The 21,066-nt window shown below is 54.2% G+C and carries 23 protein-coding genes; all 23 read right to left on the bottom strand.

The features are described from left to right. The gene (gene rplF, locus K7H08_RS12605) at positions 1–531 is read right to left on the bottom strand and encodes a 50S ribosomal protein L6 (protein WP_038480399.1); all 531 of its coding nucleotides are present in this window, start codon (positions 529–531) and stop codon (positions 1–3) included. Between the two features lie 9 nt (positions 532–540). Then, entirely contained in the window at positions 541–933 is a 393-nt protein-coding gene (gene rpsH, locus K7H08_RS12600; protein ID WP_009723892.1) for a 30S ribosomal protein S8, read from the bottom strand. Positions 934–965: 32 nt separating this feature from the next. Further along, positions 966–1,271 (bottom strand): 30S ribosomal protein S14, encoded by a 306-nt coding sequence (gene rpsN / locus K7H08_RS12595; protein WP_009723893.1) that lies wholly within the window; start codon positions 1,269–1,271, stop codon positions 966–968. Between the two features lie 10 nt (positions 1,272–1,281). After that, entirely contained in the window at positions 1,282–1,821 is a 540-nt protein-coding gene (rplE, locus tag K7H08_RS12590; protein ID WP_009723894.1) for a 50S ribosomal protein L5, read from the bottom strand. 18 nt (positions 1,822–1,839) lie between these two features. Continuing rightward, on the bottom strand, positions 1,840–2,154 hold the full coding sequence (gene rplX / locus K7H08_RS12585) for a 50S ribosomal protein L24 (RefSeq protein ID WP_009723895.1): 315 nt from the start codon (positions 2,152–2,154) through the stop codon (positions 1,840–1,842). Between the two features lie 14 nt (positions 2,155–2,168). Next, positions 2,169–2,540 (bottom strand): 50S ribosomal protein L14, encoded by a 372-nt coding sequence (gene rplN, locus K7H08_RS12580; RefSeq protein WP_009723896.1) that lies wholly within the window; start codon positions 2,538–2,540, stop codon positions 2,169–2,171. Between the two features lie 50 nt (positions 2,541–2,590). After that, positions 2,591–2,851, bottom strand: coding sequence for a 30S ribosomal protein S17 (gene rpsQ, locus K7H08_RS12575; protein WP_009723897.1), 261 nt, complete (start codon positions 2,849–2,851; stop codon positions 2,591–2,593). Position 2,852: 1 nt separating this feature from the next. Then, the gene (rpmC, locus tag K7H08_RS12570; RefSeq protein WP_009723898.1) at positions 2,853–3,044 is read right to left on the bottom strand and encodes a 50S ribosomal protein L29; all 192 of its coding nucleotides are present in this window, start codon (positions 3,042–3,044) and stop codon (positions 2,853–2,855) included. Beyond that, positions 3,044–3,457: a 50S ribosomal protein L16 gene (rplP, locus tag K7H08_RS12565; protein WP_007112000.1), complete on the bottom strand. Its 414-nt coding sequence runs from the start codon at positions 3,455–3,457 to the stop codon at positions 3,044–3,046. Before rplP ends, rpmC begins: the two co-directional genes overlap by 1 nt. Before the next feature lie 15 nt (positions 3,458–3,472). After that, positions 3,473–4,177, bottom strand: a complete 705-nt coding sequence (gene rpsC / locus K7H08_RS12560) for a 30S ribosomal protein S3 (protein ID WP_038480389.1) — start codon at positions 4,175–4,177, stop codon at positions 3,473–3,475. 11 nt (positions 4,178–4,188) lie between these two features. Then, positions 4,189–4,521, bottom strand: a complete 333-nt coding sequence (gene rplV / locus K7H08_RS12555; RefSeq protein ID WP_038480386.1) for a 50S ribosomal protein L22 — start codon at positions 4,519–4,521, stop codon at positions 4,189–4,191. Positions 4,522–4,539: 18 nt separating this feature from the next. Next, the gene (rpsS, locus tag K7H08_RS12550; RefSeq protein ID WP_009098993.1) at positions 4,540–4,815 is read right to left on the bottom strand and encodes a 30S ribosomal protein S19; all 276 of its coding nucleotides are present in this window, start codon (positions 4,813–4,815) and stop codon (positions 4,540–4,542) included. 33 nt (positions 4,816–4,848) lie between these two features. After that, positions 4,849–5,679: a 50S ribosomal protein L2 gene (rplB, locus tag K7H08_RS12545; RefSeq protein WP_009723901.1), complete on the bottom strand. Its 831-nt coding sequence runs from the start codon at positions 5,677–5,679 to the stop codon at positions 4,849–4,851. Positions 5,680–5,696: 17 nt separating this feature from the next. Then, the gene (gene rplW / locus K7H08_RS12540; RefSeq protein WP_009723902.1) at positions 5,697–5,993 is read right to left on the bottom strand and encodes a 50S ribosomal protein L23; all 297 of its coding nucleotides are present in this window, start codon (positions 5,991–5,993) and stop codon (positions 5,697–5,699) included. After that, positions 5,990–6,595 (bottom strand): 50S ribosomal protein L4, encoded by a 606-nt coding sequence (gene rplD, locus K7H08_RS12535; RefSeq protein ID WP_038480381.1) that lies wholly within the window; start codon positions 6,593–6,595, stop codon positions 5,990–5,992. Before rplD ends, rplW begins: the two co-directional genes overlap by 4 nt. A gap of 15 nt (positions 6,596–6,610) precedes the next feature. Then, positions 6,611–7,249, bottom strand: coding sequence for a 50S ribosomal protein L3 (gene rplC, locus K7H08_RS12530; RefSeq protein WP_009723904.1), 639 nt, complete (start codon positions 7,247–7,249; stop codon positions 6,611–6,613). Between the two features lie 150 nt (positions 7,250–7,399). After that, positions 7,400–7,711 carry a 30S ribosomal protein S10 gene (gene rpsJ, locus K7H08_RS12525; protein WP_009098983.1) on the bottom strand — a complete coding sequence of 104 codons (312 nt, stop codon included), beginning with the start codon at positions 7,709–7,711 and terminating at the stop codon, positions 7,400–7,402. Between the two features lie 159 nt (positions 7,712–7,870). Then, positions 7,871–9,064 carry an elongation factor Tu gene (gene tuf / locus K7H08_RS12520; protein ID WP_038480378.1) on the bottom strand — a complete coding sequence of 398 codons (1,194 nt, stop codon included), beginning with the start codon at positions 9,062–9,064 and terminating at the stop codon, positions 7,871–7,873. A 29-nt stretch (positions 9,065–9,093) separates the two neighbouring features. Beyond that, positions 9,094–11,217, bottom strand: a complete 2,124-nt coding sequence (gene fusA, locus K7H08_RS12515) for an elongation factor G (RefSeq protein WP_038480375.1) — start codon at positions 11,215–11,217, stop codon at positions 9,094–9,096. 167 nt (positions 11,218–11,384) lie between these two features. Further along, positions 11,385–11,855: a 30S ribosomal protein S7 gene (rpsG, locus tag K7H08_RS12510; protein ID WP_018917738.1), complete on the bottom strand. Its 471-nt coding sequence runs from the start codon at positions 11,853–11,855 to the stop codon at positions 11,385–11,387. A 141-nt stretch (positions 11,856–11,996) separates the two neighbouring features. Next, entirely contained in the window at positions 11,997–12,371 is a 375-nt protein-coding gene (gene rpsL, locus K7H08_RS12505) for a 30S ribosomal protein S12 (RefSeq protein ID WP_009098973.1), read from the bottom strand. A 198-nt stretch (positions 12,372–12,569) separates the two neighbouring features. After that, positions 12,570–16,784: a DNA-directed RNA polymerase subunit beta' gene (gene rpoC / locus K7H08_RS12500; protein WP_038480368.1), complete on the bottom strand. Its 4,215-nt coding sequence runs from the start codon at positions 16,782–16,784 to the stop codon at positions 12,570–12,572. Positions 16,785–16,794: 10 nt separating this feature from the next. After that, positions 16,795–20,871, bottom strand: a complete 4,077-nt coding sequence (gene rpoB / locus K7H08_RS12495) for a DNA-directed RNA polymerase subunit beta (RefSeq protein ID WP_038480365.1) — start codon at positions 20,869–20,871, stop codon at positions 16,795–16,797. Positions 20,872–21,066: the final 195 nt, after the last annotated feature.

Below are 21,066 nucleotides of genomic sequence, written 5' to 3'. Positions count from 1 at the left end.
TTACTTCTTCTTGGCTTCTTTGCGACGCACCTGCTCGTCGGCGTACCGAACACCCTTGCCTTTATACGGCTCAGGGGGACGGAAGGCGCGGATTTCCGCGGCGCACTGGCCGAGCATCTGCTTGTCCGCGCTTTTCAGCACGATCACGGTGTTCTTCGGCGTTTCCGCTGAGACACCCTTAGGCAGTTCATAGTCGACCGGGTGCGAGAAGCCCAGTGAAAGATTGAGCGTCTGGCCCTTAGCTTGGGCACGATAACCGACGCCTACAATTTCGAGAGTTTTTGTGAAACCCTCGGATACGCCCGTTACCAGGTTCTGAACCAAGGCGCGGGTAGTACCGGCCATTGCCCAGCTCTTGGCAGACTCACTCGGGGCGAAGGTCAGCTGGCCATCTTCTTGACCAATCACCACGTCCTGGTGAATGGGCATAGATAGCGTGCCCTGGCCGCCTTTGGCGGTCAGCTGGCCAGCGTCGATTTTAATCTCGACACCAGCAGGCACTTTAACCGGATATTTCGCTATGCGGGACATTCCAGCCTCCTAGAATACGGTGCAGATGACTTCGCCACCGACGCCTGCTTGGCGCGCGGCACGATCGGTCATGACACCATTAGAGGTGGTGACAATCGCGATACCCAGACCATCGGCGACCTTAGGCAGGTTGTCTTTGCCCTTGTACTGGCGCAGAGACGGCTTGGAAACCCGTTGAATGTGCTCAATAACCGGCTTACCCTCAAAATACTTGAGAGTAACGGTCAGCTCGGGTTTAACGCCTTCAGCCACCGTAAAGTCGGTAATGTAGCCTTCTTCCTTTAACACGCGGGCCACTTCCACTTTCAGCTTGGAGGACGGCATGGTAGCCGTCTCCTTGGTGGCCATCTGCGCATTGCGGATACGGGTAAACATATCCGCTAGAGTGTCTTGCATGCTCATTTAATGTGCGCTCCTGATGATTCGACGTGACGTTACCAGCTGGACTTTTTCAGGCCAGGGACGTCGCCACGCATGGCGGCTTCACGCAGCTTGTTACGGCCAAGGCCGAACTTGTTGTAAAAACCGTGCGGACGGCCAGTCACGCGGCAGCGGTTACGCTGACGCACCGGGCTTGAGTCGCGCGGCAGTTGCTGCAGCTTCAGCGTCGCCTCGAAACGTTCTTCTTCAGAAGCGTTCACGTCCGAGATGATTTTCTTGAGCTCTGCGCGCTTAGCCGCATACTTCTCGACTAGCTGAGTACGCTTGAGCTCGCGCTCTATCATACTTTTCTTAGCCATGATCCAACCCTTATTTCTTAAACGGGAAGTTCAGTGCCGCTAATAGCGCACGACCTTCCTCGTCGGTGTTGGCGGTAGTAGTGATAGTGACGTCCAGCCCCCGGATGCGATCGATCTTATCATACTCGATCTCCGGGAAGATGATCTGCTCACGCACACCCATTGAGTAATTGCCGCGACCGTCAAAAGACTTCGGATTGAGACCACGGAAGTCACGCACGCGGGGAATCGCAATGTTCACCAGACGGTCCAGGAAGTCCCACATACGCGCTGAGCGTAGTGTTACTTTGACACCGATCGGCCAACCTTCGCGCACCTTGAAGCCCGCGATGGACTTGCGTGCCTTGGTCACCAACGGTTTTTGACCGGAGAGTTTCTCCAGGTCGCCGATGGCATTGTCGATCAACTTTTTATCGCTGACCGCTTCGCCGATACCCATGTTCAGAGTCACTTTCGTGATCCGGGGTACCTGCATTACGTTGGCGTAGCTGAACTGCTCTTTGAGCTGAGCCACGACCTCGTTTTGATAACGTTCTTTCAAGTTCGCCATTTTGCTACCCGACTCGCGTTAGGCGTCGATCTGCGTCTGCGTCGACTTGTAGATACGTACCTTGGTACCGTCTTCCTTAACTTGGAAGCCGACGCGATCCGCCTTACCGGTCTCCGAATTGAAGATGGCTACGTTGGACGCGTGAATCGGAGCCTCACGCTCGACGATACCGCCCTGATTTCCCGCCATGGGATTAGGCTTGGTGTGACGTTTAATCATATTCACACCGGACACCACAAAGCGGTTTTCTAGTACCCGCTTAACAGTGCCACGTTTGCCTTTATCCTTCCCGGCGATGACGATGACTTCATCGTCACGTTTGATCTTTTGCATATCCGCCTCGCTCCTTACAGCACTTCAGGCGCTAGGGAAATGATCTTCATGAACTTCTCATTACGAAGTTCACGAGTTACCGGCCCGAAGATACGCGTGCCGATCGGCTGTTCGTTGGTATTATTCAACAAAACCGCCGCATTTCCATCGAAACGGATCAGCGAACCGTCACTACGACGGACGCCACTACGGGTGCGAACGACTACCGCTTTCAGCACTTGGCCTTTTTTGACCTTACCGCGCGGAATCGCTTCCTTCACCGTTACCTTAATGACGTCACCAACGCGAGCGTAGCGACGGTGTGAACCGCCTAACACCTTGATGCATTGCACCCGGCGCGCTCCGCTGTTGTCGGCGACATCCAGCATTGTCTGAGTCTGAATCATCGGTTTTCTCCAAACCTAATCTGACTGCACTGATCGGCAGACTTTAGGTATTAACCCTTAGCCTGCTCAACCACCTCGACCAGCGTCCAAGCTTTCTTCTTGGAAAGCGGACGGCACTCCTGAATGGAAACCGTATCGCCTGCCTTAGCCTGGTTCGCCTCATCATGGGCGTGCAGCTTGGTGGAGCGCTTGACGTATTTTCCGTAGATCGGGTGACGCTCACGACGCTCGATCATAACGACGATGGATTTATCCATCTTATCGCTCACCACCTTGCCGGTGAGCGTACGTGTTTTTTTCTCTTCGGCCATCTTATTCACCTGCCTTCTCGTTGAGCATAGTCTTCACACGGGCGATATCCCGGCGGACCTGCTTGAGCAGATGAGTCTGGCTCAGTTGGCCAGTGGCCTTCTGCATGCGCAGGTTAAACTGCTCGCGGAGTAGCTCGAGGAGTTGCTCTTGCAGCTCTCCTACGGACTTTTCACGAATTTCCTGGGCTTTCATCACATCACCGTCCGTTTAGCAAAGGTGGTGGACAAGGGCATCTTCTGTGCGGCCAATTCAAATGCTTCACGGGCCAGCTCTTCGGATACACCTTCAATTTCGTACAGGACCCGACCCGGTTGGATCTGGGCTACCCAGTACTCAACGGAACCTTTACCTTTACCCATACGAACTTCGAGCGGCTTCTTAGAGATCGGCTTATCAGGGAAGACGCGGATCCAAATTTTACCGCCACGTTTAACGTGACGTGTGATCGCACGACGGCCTGCTTCGATCTGGCGCGCAGTGATGCGGCCACGACCCGTTGCTTTGAGACCGTACTCCCCGAAGCTGATTTTGCTTCCGCGATGCGCCAGGCCACGGTTGCGGCCTTTCATCATCTTACGGAATTTCATACGCTTGGGCTGTAACATCGACTCGCTCTCCCCTTACCTGGAACCTTTCTTCTTGGGCGCGTTGCCGGCAGGCTGCTGTTGCTTAGCCTTGGCACGTACTTCCTCAATACCACCGAGGATTTCACCCTTGAAGATCCACACTTTGACGCCGATGACGCCGTAGGTGGTGTGAGCTTCGTAAGTGGCGTAGTCGATATCCGCACGCAACGTGTGCAACGGAACGCGACCTTCGCGGTACCATTCGGTACGTGCGATTTCGGCACCACCCAGACGACCTGACAGCTGAATCTTAATGCCGCCAGCGCCAAGACGCATTGCGTTCTGTACCGCGCGCTTCATAGCACGACGGAACATTACGCGACGCTCAAGCTGACCCGCTACGTTAGCAGCGACTAGCTTGGCATCCAGCTCCGGCTTGCGAACTTCTTCAATGTTCACATGAACCGGAACACCCATCATCTCGGTTAGATCGCGACGCAAACGGTCGACATCTTCACCTTTTTTGCCAATCACGATACCCGGACGGGCAGTGTGAATGGTGATGCGGGCATTGTTAGCCGGACGCTCGATGTGAATGCGGCTTACGGAAGCGTTCTTTAAACGCTGATCCAGGAAGCTGCGCACTTCGAGATCGTTATTGAGCTTATCGGCATAAGCGCCGCGCTCGGCATACCAGACAGAAGCATGGTCTTTGACGATGCCCAGTCGAATGCCTGTTGGATTGACTTTCTGACCCATCTGGTCGACTCCTACTTCTCGGCTACCTTGACGGTGATGTGGCAGGTGCGCTTCAAGATACGATCCGCACGGCCTTTGGCGCGCGGCTTGATACGCTTGAGCGTCACGCCCTCATCGACACAGATGGTCGAGACACGCAGCTCGTCGATGTCCATGCCGTTATTTTCTTCCGCATTCGCGATGGCGGACTGAAGCACTTTCTTGACCAGTTTGGCAGCCTTCTTCGGTGAGAAGGTCAGCAGGTCAATAGCTTCGGCGACCGGTTTACCGCGCACCTGGTCAGCCACCAAACGGGCCTTCTGTGCGGATAAAGCAGCGCCACTCAGCTTAGCTGTGACTTCCATCTCTTAATCCTCTCTGGCTTACCGTTTGGCTTTCTTGTCCGCAGCATGCCCGCGATATGTGCGAGTAGCAGCGAATTCGCCAAGTTTATGACCCACCATTTCCTCGGAGACGTGCACCGGGACATGCTGGCGTCCGTTATGGACCGCAATAGTCAGACCTACCATGTTGGGCAGGATCATCGAACGACGCGACCAAGTCTTGATTGGTTTGCGATCGTTCTTCTCCACTGCAGCCTCTACCTTCTTCAAAAGATGAAGGTCAATGAAGGGACCTTTCTTTAGTGAACGTGGCACAGCCGTTACCTCTTAAGTTCTTGGCAATTTCGATTAACGCGTCTTGTTACGACGACGGATAATCAGCTTGTCGGTGCGCTTGTTCTTACGCGTCTTGTGACCCTTAGTCGGCACACCCCATGGGGATACCGGGTGACGACCACCACTGGTGCGGCCTTCACCACCACCGTGCGGGTGATCCACCGGGTTCATCGCGACACCGCGAACAGTCGGACGCACGCCTCTCCAGCGCTTCGCACCGGCCTTGCCAAGTTGACGCAGGCTGTGCTCGGAGTTGCTCACTTCGCCCAGAGTTGCGCGGCACTCAGCCAACACTTTGCGCATTTCGCCAGAGCGAAGACGTAAGGTGGCGTAGTTACCTTCACGAGCAACCAGCTGAGCGCTAGTACCGGCACTGCGAGCAATCTGCGCGCCTTTACCCGGCTTCAGTTCGATACCGTGAACGGTAGAACCAAGCGGAATATTGCGCAGCGGCAAAGCATTGCCTTTTTTGATGGGCGCGTTTACACCAGATTCCAGCACGTCACCCGCGCTGACACCTTTCGGTGCAATGATGTAACGACGCTCACCATCTGCATATTTCAGTAGTGCAATATGCGCACTACGGTTCGGATCGTGCTCAAGACGCTCAACGGTGGCTGGAATGCCATCTTTGGTGCGTTTGAAGTCGATCAACCGGTAGTGTTGACGGTGACCACCGCCCACGTGGCGGGTGGTGATGCGACCGTAGTTGTTACGGCCACCGGACTTGGACTGTTTCTCCAAAAGCGGTGCATAAGCACGGCCTTTGTACAGTTCCTCACCAACGATCTTAACGACGTGGCGACGACCGGCGGATGTGGGTTTGGTCTTGACGATTGCCATTATCCGTACTCCTGCCCTTATTCGGCGCCAGAGAAGTCTTCGAGCGTTTCACCCGCAGCCAGGGTCACATACGCTTTGCGGTAACCCTTACGCAGGCCAACGCCGTGAGCAGTACGCTTAGTTTTCCCCTTCACGTTCAATACTTGAACGCTGCCGACCTTCTTGCCGAATAGTGCTTCAACGGCTTTCTTGATCTCGGGTTTGGTAGCATCAGATGCCACCTTGAAAACGTACTGGTTGCGCTCGGCTGCCATCGCGGCCTTTTCGGTCACGTGCGGTCCAAGCAGAACCTTAAATACGCGCTCCTGGTTCATGCCAGCTTCTCCTCGAATTTACGCAGGGCGGAGACGGTGACCAGAACCTTATCAAAGGCTACTAGGCTCACCGGATCAGCTGCAGCGACATCCACCACGTCAACGTGGGGAAGGTTGCGTGCGGCCAGATAGAGCTTCTCGTCAATTTCTTCGGTGACGATCAACACTTTCTCAAGGTTGAGCTCTTTCAGCTTGGCAGCTACCTGCTTGGTCTTCGGCGCTTCAACGCTGAACTCTTCAACAGCGACAAGACGCTCTTGACGTACTAGCTCAGACAGGATGGAACGCATCGCCGCACGGTACATTTTGCGGTTTACTTTCTGGCTATGGTCCTGAGGACGCGCCGCGAAAGTCACACCGCCGCTGCGCCATAGCGGAGAGCGAATAGTACCGGCACGTGCACGACCGGTACCCTTCTGACGCCACGGCTTCTTACCACCACCACGTACGTCGGAACGGTTCTTTTGAGCGCGGGTACCTTGACGGCCACCAGCCAAATAGGCGGTTACCACCTGGTGAACCAGCGCTTCGTTGAATTCTTTGCCAAAAGTGGCGTCGGCTACTTCAACGGTACCCGTGCCTGCAGCAAGATTCAGATTCATTGGTAATTATCCCCTTCAGCGAGCTTTCACGGCGCTGCGAACGATAACATCGCTACCGGTCGCGCCCGGAACAGCACCTTTGATCAGCAGCAGGTTACGCTCGGCGTCGACACGGACGATCTCAAGGCTCTGCACGGTGCAACGGGCATTACCCATTTGACCGGCCATTTTCTTGCCTTTAAATACGCGACCCGGAGTCTGACACATGCCGATAGAACCCGGCGCGCGGTGCGACAGGGAGTTACCATGCGTGTTGTCTTGGGTACGGAAATTCCAGCGCTTAACAGCACCCTGGAAGCCTTTACCCTTAGAGGTGCCGGTCACATCAATCATTTGACCAGCTTCGAAGAGGGATACGGTGAGTTCGCCACCCACTTCCGGAGATTCTTCGCCTTCTGCAAGACGGAATTCCATCAGTGAACGACCAGCCTCAACACCCGCCTTGGCAAACTGACCAGCTTGCGCCTTGGTGAGGTGCTTGGCTTTACGAGAACCTGTGGTGACCTGAACCGCTGCGTAACCGTCAGACTCAAGAGTCTTAACGCGCGTTACACGGTTAGGATCAACTTCAATAACGGTCACGGGCACGGAAGCGCCATCTTCGGTAAAGACACGGGTCATCCCGGCCTTTTTACCGACTAAACCGATAGTCATACTCAGTCTCCTATAGTGTACGGGGCTATCACCCGCTATGGCTGCCCTTTCCAGAGCATTCCACTAGCACATTGTGTGGCGCCTCACGGCGCGGCGGCTGCTGCTCATTCTAAAAATTAATGAGCGCTGGGCCGCAAGTGTCTAGTGTAATTAGTCGAGCTTGATTTGCACGTCTACGCCAGCGGCGAGATCGAGCTTCATCAGCGCATCAACAGTTTTCTCGGTTGGCTCAACAATATCGAGCACACGCTTGTGCGTACGAATCTCATACTGGTCACGCGCATCTTTGTTGACGTGCGGTGAAATCAGAATGGTGTAACGCTCGCGGTTGGTCGGCAGCGGGATCGGACCACGAACCTGAGCACCAGTACGCTTAGCGGTTTCAACGATTTCCGCTGTGGACTGATCAATCAGGCGATGGTCGAACGCTTTCAACCGAATGCGAATCTTTTGGTTCTGCATTTGCCCTAAACTCCAATGGATGTCGACGGCGCGAGCCGTCTACCCACGCATTCAAAGGATGCGCATTATAGGCACGCCAAAAGCCCATGTCAAACATTTGCTATTGGTGCGCAGAAAAGGGGGCTCGCAAGAGCCCCCTTGATCAATCATCAAGCAAGCTTACTTGACGATTTTTGCAACAACGCCAGCACCAACGGTACGACCGCCTTCGCGAATTGCGAAGCGCAGACCTTCGTCCATAGCGATTGGAGCAATCAGGGTAACAACCATCTTAACGTTGTCGCCCGGCATTACCATTTCAACACCTTCCGGCAGTTCACAAGTACCTGTTACGTCAGTGGTACGGAAGTAGAACTGGGGACGGTAGCCTTTGAAGAAAGGCGTGTGACGACCACCTTCTTCTTTGGACAGTACGTAAACTTCTGCTTCGAAGGTAGTGTGCGGGTTGATGGTGCCCGGCTTAGCCAGAACCTGGCCGCGCTCGACGTCATCACGCTTAGTACCACGCAGCAGGGCGCCAACGTTCTCACCTGCACGACCTTCGTCGAGCAGCTTACGGAACATTTCAACACCGGTAACGATGGTTTTAGTGGTGTCGCGGATACCCACGATTTCCACTTCTTCGCCTGCTTTAACGATACCGCGCTCTACACGACCGGTAACAACAGTACCGCGGCCAGAGATAGAGAACACGTCTTCGATCGGCATCAGGAACGGCTGGTCGATAGCACGCTCCGGCTCAGGGATGTACTCATCCAGAGCTTTGATCAGATTCGCAACAGCAGTAGTACCCATGCCGTTCTCATCTTCACCATTCAGAGCCATCAGCGCAGAACCAGTGATGATCGGCGTGTCGTCGCCCGGGAAGTCGTACTCGTCGAGGAGTTCGCGAACTTCCATCTCAACCAGCTCAAGCAGCTCTTCGTCATCGACCATGTCCGCTTTATTCAGGAACACAACGATGTACGGAACGCCAACCTGACGAGACAGCAGGATGTGCTCACGCGTCTGCGGCATCGGGCCGTCAGCAGCAGAACATACCAGGATTGCGCCGTCCATCTGCGCAGCACCGGTGATCATGTTCTTGACGTAGTCAGCGTGTCCTGGGCAGTCAACGTGCGCGTAGTGGCGCTCTTCAGACTGATACTCAACGTGAGACGTAGCGATGGTGATACCGCGCTCGCGCTCTTCAGGAGCGTTATCGATGGTATCAAACTCACGCCAGTCACCGCCGAAAACCTCAGCAGACACACGAGTCAGAGCCGCTGTCAGAGTCGTTTTACCGTGGTCGACGTGACCGATGGTGCCGACGTTGACGTGCGGTTTGGAACGTTCAAATTTTTCCTTAGCCACTGCTATAACCTCTTTACGTTAGCTAACGGTTAACCGTTTTGGTTGATGACGGCTTCTACGACGCTGGAGGGCGCCTCGTCGTACTTCGCGAACTCCATAGAGTAGCTCGCACGGCCCTGGGTCTGAGAGCGCAGATCGGTTGCGTAACCGAACATCTCACCCAGCGGCACCGTTGCGCGGATGACTTTGCCGGAGCTGGAGTCATCCATGCCCTGCACCAGACCGCGACGACGGTTCAGGTCACCCATGACGTCACCCATGAAATCTTCGGGGGTCACGACCTCGACCTTCATCACCGGTTCCAGCAGCACGGCCTTGGCCTTCCTGGCACCTTCTTTAACCGCCATGGAAGAAGCAATCTTAAACGCAGTCTCATTAGAGTCCACGTCATGGTAAGAGCCATCGTACAGCGTGACTTTAACGTCAATCATCGGGTAACCCGCGATGACACCGTTCTTCAGCTGTTCGTAGGCACCTTTTTCTACTGCCGGGATGTATTCCTTGGGAACCACACCACCAACAATTTCGTTGACGAACTTGAAGAAGATTTCTTCATCACCTTCGCCCTTCTCTTCAGCAGCAAGCGGCTCAATGCGCAGATGCACGTGACCGTATTGTCCACGACCACCTGACTGGCGCACAAACTTGCCTTCTTGCTCAATACTGCCACGGATGGTTTCGCGGTAAGCAACCTGCGGCTTACCGATATTGGCCTCAACCTTAAACTCGCGACGCATACGGTCGACAAGAATATCCAGGTGCAGCTCACCCATACCAGAAATAATAGTCTGGCCGGTTTCTTCGTCAGTTTTCACCTGGAAGGAAGGATCTTCCTGGGCCAATTTACCCAGCGCAACACCCATTTTTTCCTGGTCAGCTTTTGACTTAGGCTCAACGGCAACAGAGATAACCGGATCCGGGAACTCCATACGCTCAAGTACGATCTTGTGATCGATATCACACAGGGTGTCACCTGTAGTCACATCTTTCAGACCGATACACGCTGCAATATCACCCGCTAGTACTTCTTTAATCTCTTCACGAGTATTGGCGTGCATCTGAACGATACGACCAACACGCTCTTTCTTCTGCTTAACGGAGTTATAAACACCGTCACCAGATTTAAGAACGCCTGAGTAAACACGAATAAAGGTCAAGGTACCAACGAAGGGGTCGGTAGCGATCTTAAACGCCAACGCCGCAAACGGAGCGCTGTCATCCGCTTCACGAGTTGCTACGGTACCATCCTTGTCGTCCAACTCACCTTCGATTGCTTTAACTTCTGTCGGTGAGGGCAGATACTCAACAACCGCATCCAGGACTGCTTGAACACCCTTATTCTTAAAGGCAGAACCACAAGTCACCAGAACGATTTCGCTAGCCAGCGTGCGCGCACGAAGTCCCGCCTTGATTTCTTCAATGGTCAGTTCCCCACCTTCGAGGTACTTATCCATCAATTCATCAGAGCCTTCGGCTGCGGCTTCGATCATTTGCTCGCGATATTTTTCAGCAGTTTCTTGTAGCTCAGCAGGAATATCGACAAGCTCATACGAGGTGCCTAAGTCTTCCTCATTCCAGAGGATAGCCTTCATCTCGATCAGATCGATAACACCTTTAAAGTCTTCCTCTGTACCCCAGTTAATCTGGATTGGCACAGCGTTAGCACCTAAGCGCTCCTTCAACTGGTCAACAACCATGAAGAAGTCTGCACCGGTACGGTCCATCTTATTGACGAAAACCATACGCGGAACTTCATACTTATTGGCCTGGCGCCATACTGTTTCGGTCTGCGGCTGAACGCCGGAGGAGCCGCACAGTACAACAACAGCACCATCAAGAACACGCAAAGAACGCTCAACTTCGATAGTGAAGTCAACGTGCCCCGGGGTGTCGATGATATTAATGCGGTGCTCATCAAACTGGTGATTCATACCTTTCCAGAAGGTAGTAACAGCAGCCGAGGTGATAGTAATACCACGCTCCTGCTCTTGCTCCATCCAGTCAGTAGTCGAAGCACCTTCATGGGTTTCGCCCAGCTTGTGGTTTACGCCAGTGTAAAACAAAACACGTTCTGTCGTGGTTGTCTTACCTGCATCAACGTGGGCAACAATACCCAAGTTGCGATAGCGATTAAGCGGTGTTTTGCGTGCCACGGTGAAGCTCCCGTTAGTTGGCAATGCTCGTTAATTCAGCAGTGTTCATTTTGCGTATCCCACCGCCGCCACCTATAAAGATAGCGGCAGTGTGTTGCAGCATGGCGAAAAAACTCTTTAGCGCAGCACAACCAGCAAAATCAAACACAAACTCAGAAACGCCGAGTTTAGAAACGATAGTGAGAGAAGGCCTTGTTGGCTTCTGCCATACGGTGCACATCTTCACGCTTCTTAACAGCCGAGCCTTTGCCTTCAGCGGCATCCAGCATTTCACCTGCCAGGCGCTGAACCATCGTTTTCTCACCGCGGCGACGCGCAGCGTCCACCAACCAGCGCATTGCTAGGGCTTGGCGACGCGAAGGACGAACTTCGACCGGCACCTGATAGGTCGCACCACCAACACGGCGCGACTTTACTTCAACCATCGGCTGGATAGTTTCCAGCGCCTTGTCGAAGATTTCCAGCGGCTCTTCACTACTACGCTCGGCAACCTTGTCCAACGCACCGTAAACGATGCGCTCAGCTATGGACTTCTTGCCGCTGACCATCAGGTGGTTCATGAACTTCGCCAGACGCTCACTTCCGAACTTAGGATCCGGCAGGATTTCGCGTTTAGCTACAACTCTTCTTCTAGGCATGATAAGCCCTCAATTAAGGATCCTTCAGGTAAACCCGGGACCAATTGCGCTATTCGCGCCGCCCGACCTTACTCTTATCAGACCGTCATATTCATATTAAGGTAACAACGCCAGCGTCATAAGACGCCGCAACAAGACGCCTTAGGACTTCGGACGCTTGGTACCGTACTTAGAACGACCCTGCTTACGGTTCTGTACGCCAGAGGTGTCAAGGGCGCCACGAACGGTGTGATAACGCACACCTGGCAAATCCTTTACACGACCACCGCGAATCAGAACAACAGAGTGCTCTTGCAGGTTGTGACCTTCACCACCGATGTAAGAAGACACTTCGAAACCGTTGGTAAGGCGCACACGGCAGACCTTACGAAGGGCCGAGTTCGGCTTCTTAGGGGTAGTAGTATAAACGCGCGTACAAACGCCACGTTTCTGCGGGCATGCCTGTAGCGCAGGTACGTCACTCTTAGTGACGGGGCGCTTACGCGGCTTGCGCACTAGCTGATTAATCGTTGCCATGGTGTTTAGCTGACTCCAATGGTTGCCTGGCCTTTCAACAAATACTAGCAGCAGGTGCGGGCGCACCCACCCCACTGTTAAAGGCTGCGCATTCTAAAGGCTGACCCTAGGTGGCGTCAAGTCTTGCTGGCGGTTTAACCAGCAAGACTGCGCCATAAGGGCCAGCGACTCGTTGTTACTCGTTTTCCTTACCGTCGATTACAGCTCATCGTCTGAATCAAGGGCGGTTAACTGAGCACCAAGCTCCTGTTCAACTTCGGTAGCCGAGGGATTGAACAGACGCTCAACGTCTTCGCGCTTGCGACGACGCTCTGCGTGGTGAGTCAGACCGGTACCTGCCGGAATCAGACGTCCAACCACCACGTTTTCTTTCAGGCCGCGTAGATAATCGCGCTTGCCGGTTACCGCTGCCTCGGTCAATACACGTGTCGTTTCCTGGAACGACGCCGCTGAAATGAACGACTCAGTGGCCAAGCTGGCCTTAGTGATACCCAGCAGCAAGCGTTGATACTTGGCCGGGAATTTACCTTCTTTCTCGAGACGCGCATTCTGTTCTAGCACGCGGACGAGCTCAGCTTGATCGCCAGTAATAAAGTCAGAGTCGCCTGAATCAGAGATCTCTACCTTACGCAGCATCTGGCGAACAATAACTTCGATATGCTTATCGTTGATGCCTACACCCTGGAGGCGGTAAACATCTTGCACTTCGGCGGTGATGTATTTGGCCAGTTCCGCCACGCCCAATAACCGCAGGATATCGTGGGGGTTGCTCGGACCATCCGAGATTACTTCACCCTTCTCAACGGTTTCACCCTCGAAGACAGCGATTTGACGCCATTTCGGGATCAACGCTTCAAACGGGTCGCCAGACTCTGGGGTAATCGTCAAGCGACGCTTACCCTTTGTCTCTTTACCGAAACTGACCACACCACTGATTTCAGCCAAGATTGACGACTCTTTCGGCTTGCGCGCCTCAAACAAGTCGGCAACACGCGGCAGACCACCGGTAATATCTTTGTTACCAGACGCCTCTACCGGAATACGTGCAACAACCTCACCTACACCAATGGTAGAGCCATCATCGACGGAGATAATCGAGTTGCCCGGCAGCAGGTACTGTACCGGCGTATTCGATCCAGACACCGACACGTACTCGCCAGCAGCATCTTTCAGCATCACCATCGGGCGCTTATCGCGGCCTGCCATCGGACGGGCTGCCGACTCGATAACCTCAATAGACGACAGACCAGTCATTTCGTCGACGCTGCGGTGCATGGTGACACCTTCGTCAAGGTCGATAAACTGCGCCTTACCTTCTACCTCGGCAATGATCGGGTGAGTGTGCGGATCCCACTTCGCGACAATCGCACCGCCATCGACGACATCACCGTCACGAACAGACAGCTCGGCGCCGTAAGGCAGCTTGTAGTACTCACGCTCGCGGCCATGGTCATCAGCAACAGCAAGTGCACTGGAACGAGAGACAACGACCAGCTTGCCGTCGGCCCGCTCTACATGCTTGATGTTGTGGAGACGTACTTTACCGCCATGCTTGACCTGAACGCTGTCTACTGCCGATGAACGCGACGCCGCACCACCGATGTGGAACGTACGCATGGTCAGCTGGGTACCCGGCTCACCGATGGACTGTGCGGCGATAACACCGACAGACTCACCAATGTTGACCTGATGGCCACGCGCCAAGTCGCGGCCATAACAGGAGGCACACACGCCGTGGGCGGTGTCACAGGTAATGGTAGAACGAACAATGATCTCGTCTACGCCCATGGTGTCTAGCGATGCACACCACTTTTCGTCCAGCAATGTGCCGCGCGGAATAAGCACTTCATCATTACTTGGATCAATAACATCAATCGCAACGACACGACCAAGTACACGCTGAGACAGCGGTACAATGATGTCGCCACCTTCGATGATCGGGTGCAGGGTCAAGCCGTTTTCGGTGCCACAATCGGTCTCAGTGATGACCAAGTCCTGGGCAACGTCAACCAGACGACGGGTCAGGTAACCGGAGTTAGCCGTTTTCAGAGCCGTATCCGCAAGACCTTTACGCGCACCGTGGGTCGAGATGAAGTACTGGAGTACGTTCAGACCTTCACGGAAGTTGGCGACGATCGGCGTTTCGATGATCGAGCCATCCGGCTTAGCCATCAAACCACGCATACCCGCCAGCTGGCGGATCTGGGCGGCAGAACCACGCGCACCGGAGTCAGCCATGATAAAGACGCTGTTGAACGAGTCTTGCTCAACTTCGTTGCCTTCACGATCGATGACGGTCTCTTTAGAGATACCTACCATCATCGCCTTGGCAACTTTATCGTTGGCCTTCGACCAGATATCGATGACCTTGTTGTACTTCTCACCGGCGGTTACCAGGCCAGAAGAGAACTGATCTTCGATCTCTTTAACTTCCGCTTCTGCAGCGTCGACAATCTCGGTTTTCGCATCAGGAATAACGAAGTCGTTAACACCGATAGAGGCGCCCGACCACGTTGCCAAACGGAAACCGGTGTACATCAGTTGGTCAGCAAAGATAACCGTCGGCTTCAAGCCCGCACGACGGTACACCTCGTTGATCAAGCTAGAGATCGCCTTTTTCTTCATCGGCTGATCAATTAGCGAGAACGGCACACCTTCCGGCAGAATGCGGAACAGTAGCGCACGGCCAACCGTCGTGTCGTAGATGCGACGATGGAAACTACGCTCGCCGGTCTCTTCTTCGACATCGACTTCGTCCAGACGCACTTTCACGCGAGCGTGCAGCGATACTGACTGAGTACCAAAGGCGCGCTCTACCTCATTAAGGTCAGAGAACACCATGCCTTCGCCTTTGGCGTTGATCTTTTCGCGGGTCATGTAATACAGACCCAGAACAACGTCTTGCGACGGCACGATAATCGGCTCGCCGTTAGCGGGCGACAGCACGTTATTGGTGGCCATCATCAGCGCACGCGCTTCAAGCTGGGCTTCCAGGGTCAGCGGTACGTGTACCGCCATCTGGTCACCGTCAAAGTCGGCGTTGTAGGCGGCACATACCAGCGGGTGCAGCTGGATCGCTTTACCTTCGATCAACAGCGGCTCAAACGCTTGGATACCAAGACGGTGGAGCGTCGGTGCGCGGTTAAGCAGTACCGGGTGCTCGCGGATAACATCGGCAAGGATGTCCCACACCTCAGGCAATTCACGCTCAACCATCTTCTTCGCTGCTTTGATCGTTGAGGCGTAGCCCAGCGACTGCAGCTTGGAATAGATAAACGGCTTGAACAGCTCAAGCGCCATTTTCTTAGGCAGACCACACTGGTGCAGACGCAGAGTCGGACCCACGGTGATTACCGAACGGCCGGAGTAATCGACGCGCTTACCTAGCAAGTTCTGACGGAAACGACCCTGCTTACCTTTGATCATATCGGCAAGGGATTTCAGCGGACGCTTGTTAGAACCCGTAATGGCACGACCACGACGGCCGTTATCCAACAACGCATCAACCGCTTCTTGCAGCATGCGCTTCTCATTACGCACGATAATATCCGGCGCATTGAGGTCAAGCAGACGCTTCAGACGGTTGTTACGGTTGATGACGCGACGATAAAGGTCGTTCAGGTCTGAGGTCGCGAAGCGGCCGCCGTCCAGCGGAACCAACGGACGAAGATCCGGCGGCAGCACGGGCAGCACTTCCATGACCATCCACGCCGGCGCGTTGCCGGAGTGGTAGAACGCTTCAAGTAGCTTCAAGCGCTTTGAAAGCTTCTTAATCTTAGTTTCAGAGTTAGTCTGCGGAATCTCTTCACGCAGGTGATTAATCTCTTCTTCCAGATCAATATCTTTCAGCAGTTCTTGGACAGCTTCGGCACCCATGCGAGCGTCGAAGTCATCACCGAACTCTTCTAGCGCTTCAAAGTACTGCTCATCGTTGAGTAACTGACCACGCTCCAGCGTGGTCATACCGGGATCGATGACGACAAAGCTTTCGAAGTACAGCACGCGCTCGATATCACGCAGGGTCATATCGAGGAACATGCCGATACGCGACGGCAGTGACTTCAAGAACCAAATGTGAGCCACTGGCGATGCCAGTTCGATGTGGCCCATGCGCTCACGGCGCACGGCAGCCTTGGTGACTTCAACGCCACACTTCTCACAAATGATGCCGCGGTGCTTCATGCGCTTATACTTACCGCACAAACACTCGTAGTCTTTGACTGGGCCGAAAATCTTGGCGCAGAACAGACCATCCCGTTCCGGTTTAAAGGTACGGTAGTTGATGGTCTCGGGCTTCTTCACCTCGCCAAACGACCAGGAGCGAATCATGTCCGGCGACGCCAGGGTAATCTTGATCGCGTCAAACTCTTCGGACTGAGATTGCGATTTGAGTACTTTCACCAAATCTTTCATGGGACGGCTCCTAGCTCTCTAACTCGATATCGATGCCCAGCGAGCGGATTTCCTTCACGAGTACGTTGAAGGATTCCGGCATGCCTGCCTGCATGGTGTGGTCGCCATCCACGATGTTTTTATACATCTTGGTGCGGCCTTCGACGTCGTCCGACTTGACGGTGAGCATCTCTTGCAGCGTATACGCGGCACCGTAAGCTTCCAGCGCCCACACTTCCATCTCACCAAAGCGCTGACCACCGAACTGCGCCTTACCACCCAGCGGCTGCTGAGTCACTAGCGAGTAAGAACCGGTAGAGCGCGCGTGCATCTTGTCGTCTACCAAGTGGTTCAGCTTGAGCATATACATGTAGCCAACGGTCACCGAGCGGTCAAACGCATCGCCAGTACGGCCATCGTACAGCGTCATCTGGCCAGACTCAGGAATGTCAGCAAGCTTCAGCAGGTGTTTGATCTCGTGCTCTTTAGCACCATCGAACACCGGCGTTGCCATGGGCACACCGCCTTTGAGGTTTTTCGCTAGCGCAATGATTTCTTCATCGCTTAACGAATCGATATCCTCAACACGGGTTCCCGGCGTGTTATATATCTGGCCCAGGAAGTCACGAATTTCAGCAACTTGCTGACCACGGGCATCACGTAACATCGCGTCAATCTTGACACCCAAACCACGGGCAGCCATACCCAAGTGTGTTTCCAGGATCTGACCAACGTTCATCCGCGACGGTACACCCAGCGGGTTCAACACCACATCAACCGGCTCGCCCTTCTCATCGAATGGCATATCTTCGATGGGCATGATCGCCGAGATAACACCTTTGTTACCGTGACGGCCTGCCATCTTGTCGCCAGGCTGAATGCGACGCTTAACCGCCATGTAGACCTTAACGATTTTAAGCACGCCCGGTGCGAGATCATCGCCCTGGGTCAGCTTGCGCTTCTTATCTTCAAAGCGCTCGTCCATCTCTTTACGACGGTTTTCGAGCTGCTCATCGGCCTGGGCCAACAGTTCATTGTAAGCCTCATCCTGCATGCGCAGCTTGAACCACTGCTGACGCGGTAGCTCGTCGAGGTAAGCCTCGTCAAGCACATCGCCTTTCTTCAGGTTCGGGCCGCCATTAACAGCCTGGCCTTCCAGCGTGCGCTGCAGACGCTCAAAGGTAGCGTCTTCAGCGATACGATAGGTTTCCTGAAGATCTTTACGCACTTCGTCCAGCTGCATCTGTTCGATAGCAAGTGCACGAGAGTCTTTTTCAACGCCGTCACGGGTAAATACCTGGACGTCAATGACAGTACCCTTCATGCCGGTCGGCGCACGCAGCGAAGTATCTTTAACGTCAGATGCTTTCTCGCCGAAGATAGCACGCAGCAGCTTCTCTTCCGGCGTCAGCTGGGTTTCACCTTTCGGCGTTACCTTACCGACCAGGATATCGCCGGGACCAACTTCAGCACCGATATAAACAACACCCGCTTCGTCCAATTTACCCAGCGCGGACTCACCAACGTTGGGAATATCGGCGGTGATCTCTTCCGGCCCTAACTTGGTATCGCGAGATACACAGGTCAGTTCCTGAATATGAATCGTGGTGAAGCGGTCTTCTTGAACCACCCGCTCAGACAGCAGGATAGAGTCCTCGAAGTTGTAACCATTCCAGGGCATGAACGCGATGCGCATGTTCTGGCCGAGCGCCAAATCACCCATATCAACAGACGGGCCGTCGGCAAGGATATCGCCACGGGCCACACTGTCGCCAGGCCGCACAATGGGGCGCTGGTTCATACAGGTGTTCTGGTTTGAACGGGTGTACTTGGTCAGGTTGTAGATATCAACACCGGCTTCACCGCCGATGATCTCATCTTCATGTACCCGCACCACGACACGACGTGCGTCAACGGAGTCGATCACACCACCACGACGTGCCACGGCACAAACACCGGAGTCACGCGCTACGAAGCGCTCCATGCCAGTACCCACTAGCGGCTTGTCAGCGCGCAAGGTTGGTACCGCCTGACGCTGCATGTTCGCCCCCATCAAGGCGCGGTTAGCATCATCGTGCTCCAGGAACGGAATCAGTGCGGCCGCGACTGAAACAACCTGGCGCGGAGACACGTCCATTAGTGTGACCTGCTCAGGACGCATAAACGTGGTTTCACCACGGTGACGCACCTGAACCAAGTCGTCACTCAGCCTGTTGGACTCATCCACAGTAGCTGACGCCTGGGCAATAACGAAATCACCCTCTTCGATTGCCGACAGGTGAACGATATCGTCCGTCACTTGACAGGAGTTGACCTTACGGTACGGCGTTTCGAGGAAGCCGTAGCTGTTGGTGTGACTGTACGTCGCCAACGAGTTGATCAGACCGATGTTCGGACCTTCCGGCGTTTCGATCGGGCACAAGCGACCGTAGTGCGTAGCGTGTACGTCGCGCACTTCGAAACCGGCACGCTCACGGGTCAAACCACCTGGGCCGAGTGCAGACACACGACGCTTGTGAGTAACCTCAGAAAGCGGGTTGTTCTGATCCATAAACTGGGAAAGCTGGCTAGAACCGAAGAATTCTTTCACCGCTGCCGCTACCGGCTTAGCGTTGATCAGATCTTGCGGCATCAGACCTTCGCTTTCCGCCATGGAAAGACGCTCTTTCACTGCACGCTCTACGCGAACCAAGCCAACGCGGAACTGGTTTTCAGCCATTTCGCCAACACAGCGAATACGGCGGTTACCCAGGTGATCGATATCGTCAACGTCACCAAAGCCGTTACGGATATTGATCAGCTCGCGCAGAACATCAAGGATGTCTTTGCGATCTAGCACGCCAGAGCCCGTGTCGGTATCACGACGCAGACGGCGGTTGAACTTCATACGACCGACGCCTGACAGGTCGTAGCGATCTTCGCTGAAGAACAAGTTATTAAACAGCGTCTCAGCAGCTTCTTTGGTGGGCGGCTCACCAGGGCGCATCATGCGATAAATTTCGACCAACGCTTCAAGCGCGGAGCCGGTGGCATCCAGCTTAAGCGTATCGGAAATAAACGAACCACAGTCGAGATCGTTCGTGTAGAGCGTTTCGATGTGGGTGATGCCACCCTGCGCCATACGCTCAAGTACTTCTGGCGTAATTTCGGTATTACACGGGCAGATCAGCTCGCCAGTTTTAGTATCGATCTGATCTTTGGCCAACGTTTTACCAAACAGGTACTCCATCGGTATTTCCAGACGCTCCAGGCCGGCTTTTTCAAGCTGACGGATGTGCTTCTGGGTAATACGACGCCCTTCTTCAACAATGACATTACCTTCGCCATCTTTAATGTCGAAAGTCGCGGTTTCACCGCGCAGGCGTGACGGTACCAGCTCTACGAAGAAGCCAGTTTTTTCAATGCTAAACTTGCTGGTTTCGAAAAACTCTTCAAGGATCTCTTCGGTGCTCATTCCCAGGGCACGCATCAACACCGACGCTGGCAGTTTCCGGCGACGGTCAATACGTACAAAGACGTTATCTTTAGGGTCGAACTCGAAGTCCAGCCAGGAACCACGATAAGGAATCACTCGGGCAGAATAGAGCAGCTTACCAGAGGAGTGACTCTTGCCTTTATCGTGATCGAAGAACACACCGGGCGAACGGTGGAGCTGAGAAACGATAACCCGCTCAGTACCATTGATGACAAAGGTACCATTCTCGGTCATCAGGGGGATTTCCCCCATGTAGACTTCCTGCTCTTTAATATCCTTGATTGCCTTGTTCGAGGAGTCGCGATCATAGATGATCAAGCGAACCTTGACACGCAGCGGGGCGGAATAGGTCACGCCACGCAGCTGACACTCCTTTACATCGAACGCCGGCGTGCCGAAACGGTAGCTGACATACTCCAGCGCCGCATTCCCAGAGAAGCTTTCGATCGGAAACACGGACTTAAACGCCGCGTGCAGACCAATCTCGTGGCGCTCGTCGGGCGAACGATCCTGCTGGAGAAAGTCGTAGTAGGAATCAAGCTGGATGGCCAGCAAGTAAGGCACATCCATCACTTGGGGCAGTTTGCCGAAATCCTTGCGGATGCGTTTTTTCTCAGTATATGAGTAAGCCATCTGTATTCCCCAGCTTGTTCACCATGGGTGACCGATGCGTGGTCATCTGCCCCGCGGGCGTTTCAGACGCAGACAGCAAGCTCCTAAATCGGTAGCTCGCCGTCAAAAATCTTGATAGATAACAGTGTTACAGTAGTGCTGCTAGCGCTTCGTTATCACTCGCGCTTCACAACTTACGCTTCACAACTTACGCTT

This window comes from Halomonas sp. IOP_6 (assembly GCF_021151565.1).
Classification (GTDB): Bacteria; Pseudomonadota; Gammaproteobacteria; order Pseudomonadales; family Halomonadaceae; genus Vreelandella; species Vreelandella alkaliphila.
The sequence above is the reverse complement of the archived record's forward strand: the minus strand, read 5'-3'. Positions and strand labels throughout refer to the sequence as shown.

What these genes read in the sequence shown, in the direction of transcription:
- rplF (WP_038480399.1), bottom strand. Translation starts at nt 531, where the DNA reads ATGTCCCGCATAGCGAAATATCCGGTTAAAGTGCCTGCTGGTGTCGAG.
- rpsH (WP_009723892.1), bottom strand. Translation starts at nt 933, where the DNA reads ATGAGCATGCAAGACACTCTAGCGGATATGTTTACCCGTATCCGCAAT.
- rpsN (WP_009723893.1), bottom strand. Translation starts at nt 1,271, where the DNA reads ATGGCTAAGAAAAGTATGATAGAGCGCGAGCTCAAGCGTACTCAGCTA.
- rplE (WP_009723894.1), bottom strand. Translation starts at nt 1,821, where the DNA reads ATGGCGAACTTGAAAGAACGTTATCAAAACGAGGTCGTGGCTCAGCTC.
- rplX (WP_009723895.1), bottom strand. Translation starts at nt 2,154, where the DNA reads ATGCAAAAGATCAAACGTGACGATGAAGTCATCGTCATCGCCGGGAAG.
- rplN (WP_009723896.1), bottom strand. Translation starts at nt 2,540, where the DNA reads ATGATTCAGACTCAGACAATGCTGGATGTCGCCGACAACAGCGGAGCG.
- rpsQ (WP_009723897.1), bottom strand. Translation starts at nt 2,851, where the DNA reads ATGGCCGAAGAGAAAAAAACACGTACGCTCACCGGCAAGGTGGTGAGC.
- rpmC (WP_009723898.1), bottom strand. Translation starts at nt 3,044, where the DNA reads ATGAAAGCCCAGGAAATTCGTGAAAAGTCCGTAGGAGAGCTGCAAGAG.
- rplP (WP_007112000.1), bottom strand. Translation starts at nt 3,457, where the DNA reads ATGTTACAGCCCAAGCGTATGAAATTCCGTAAGATGATGAAAGGCCGC.
- rpsC (WP_038480389.1), bottom strand. Translation starts at nt 4,177, where the DNA reads ATGGGTCAGAAAGTCAATCCAACAGGCATTCGACTGGGCATCGTCAAA.
- rplV (WP_038480386.1), bottom strand. Translation starts at nt 4,521, where the DNA reads ATGGAAGTCACAGCTAAGCTGAGTGGCGCTGCTTTATCCGCACAGAAG.
- rplB (WP_009723901.1), bottom strand. Translation starts at nt 5,679, where the DNA reads ATGGCAATCGTCAAGACCAAACCCACATCCGCCGGTCGTCGCCACGTC.
- rplW (WP_009723902.1), bottom strand. Translation starts at nt 5,993, where the DNA reads ATGAACCAGGAGCGCGTATTTAAGGTTCTGCTTGGACCGCACGTGACC.
- rplD (WP_038480381.1), bottom strand. Translation starts at nt 6,595, where the DNA reads ATGAATCTGAATCTTGCTGCAGGCACGGGTACCGTTGAAGTAGCCGAC.
- rplC (WP_009723904.1), bottom strand. Translation starts at nt 7,249, where the DNA reads ATGACTATCGGTTTAGTCGGTAAAAAGGCCGGGATGACCCGTGTCTTT.
- rpsJ (WP_009098983.1), bottom strand. Translation starts at nt 7,711, where the DNA reads ATGCAGAACCAAAAGATTCGCATTCGGTTGAAAGCGTTCGACCATCGC.
- rpsG (WP_018917738.1), bottom strand. Translation starts at nt 11,855, where the DNA reads ATGCCTAGAAGAAGAGTTGTAGCTAAACGCGAAATCCTGCCGGATCCT.
- rpsL (WP_009098973.1), bottom strand. Translation starts at nt 12,371, where the DNA reads ATGGCAACGATTAATCAGCTAGTGCGCAAGCCGCGTAAGCGCCCCGTC.
- rpoC (WP_038480368.1), bottom strand. Translation starts at nt 16,784, where the DNA reads ATGAAAGATTTGGTGAAAGTACTCAAATCGCAATCTCAGTCCGAAGAG.
- rpoB (WP_038480365.1), bottom strand. Translation starts at nt 20,871, where the DNA reads ATGGCTTACTCATATACTGAGAAAAAACGCATCCGCAAGGATTTCGGC.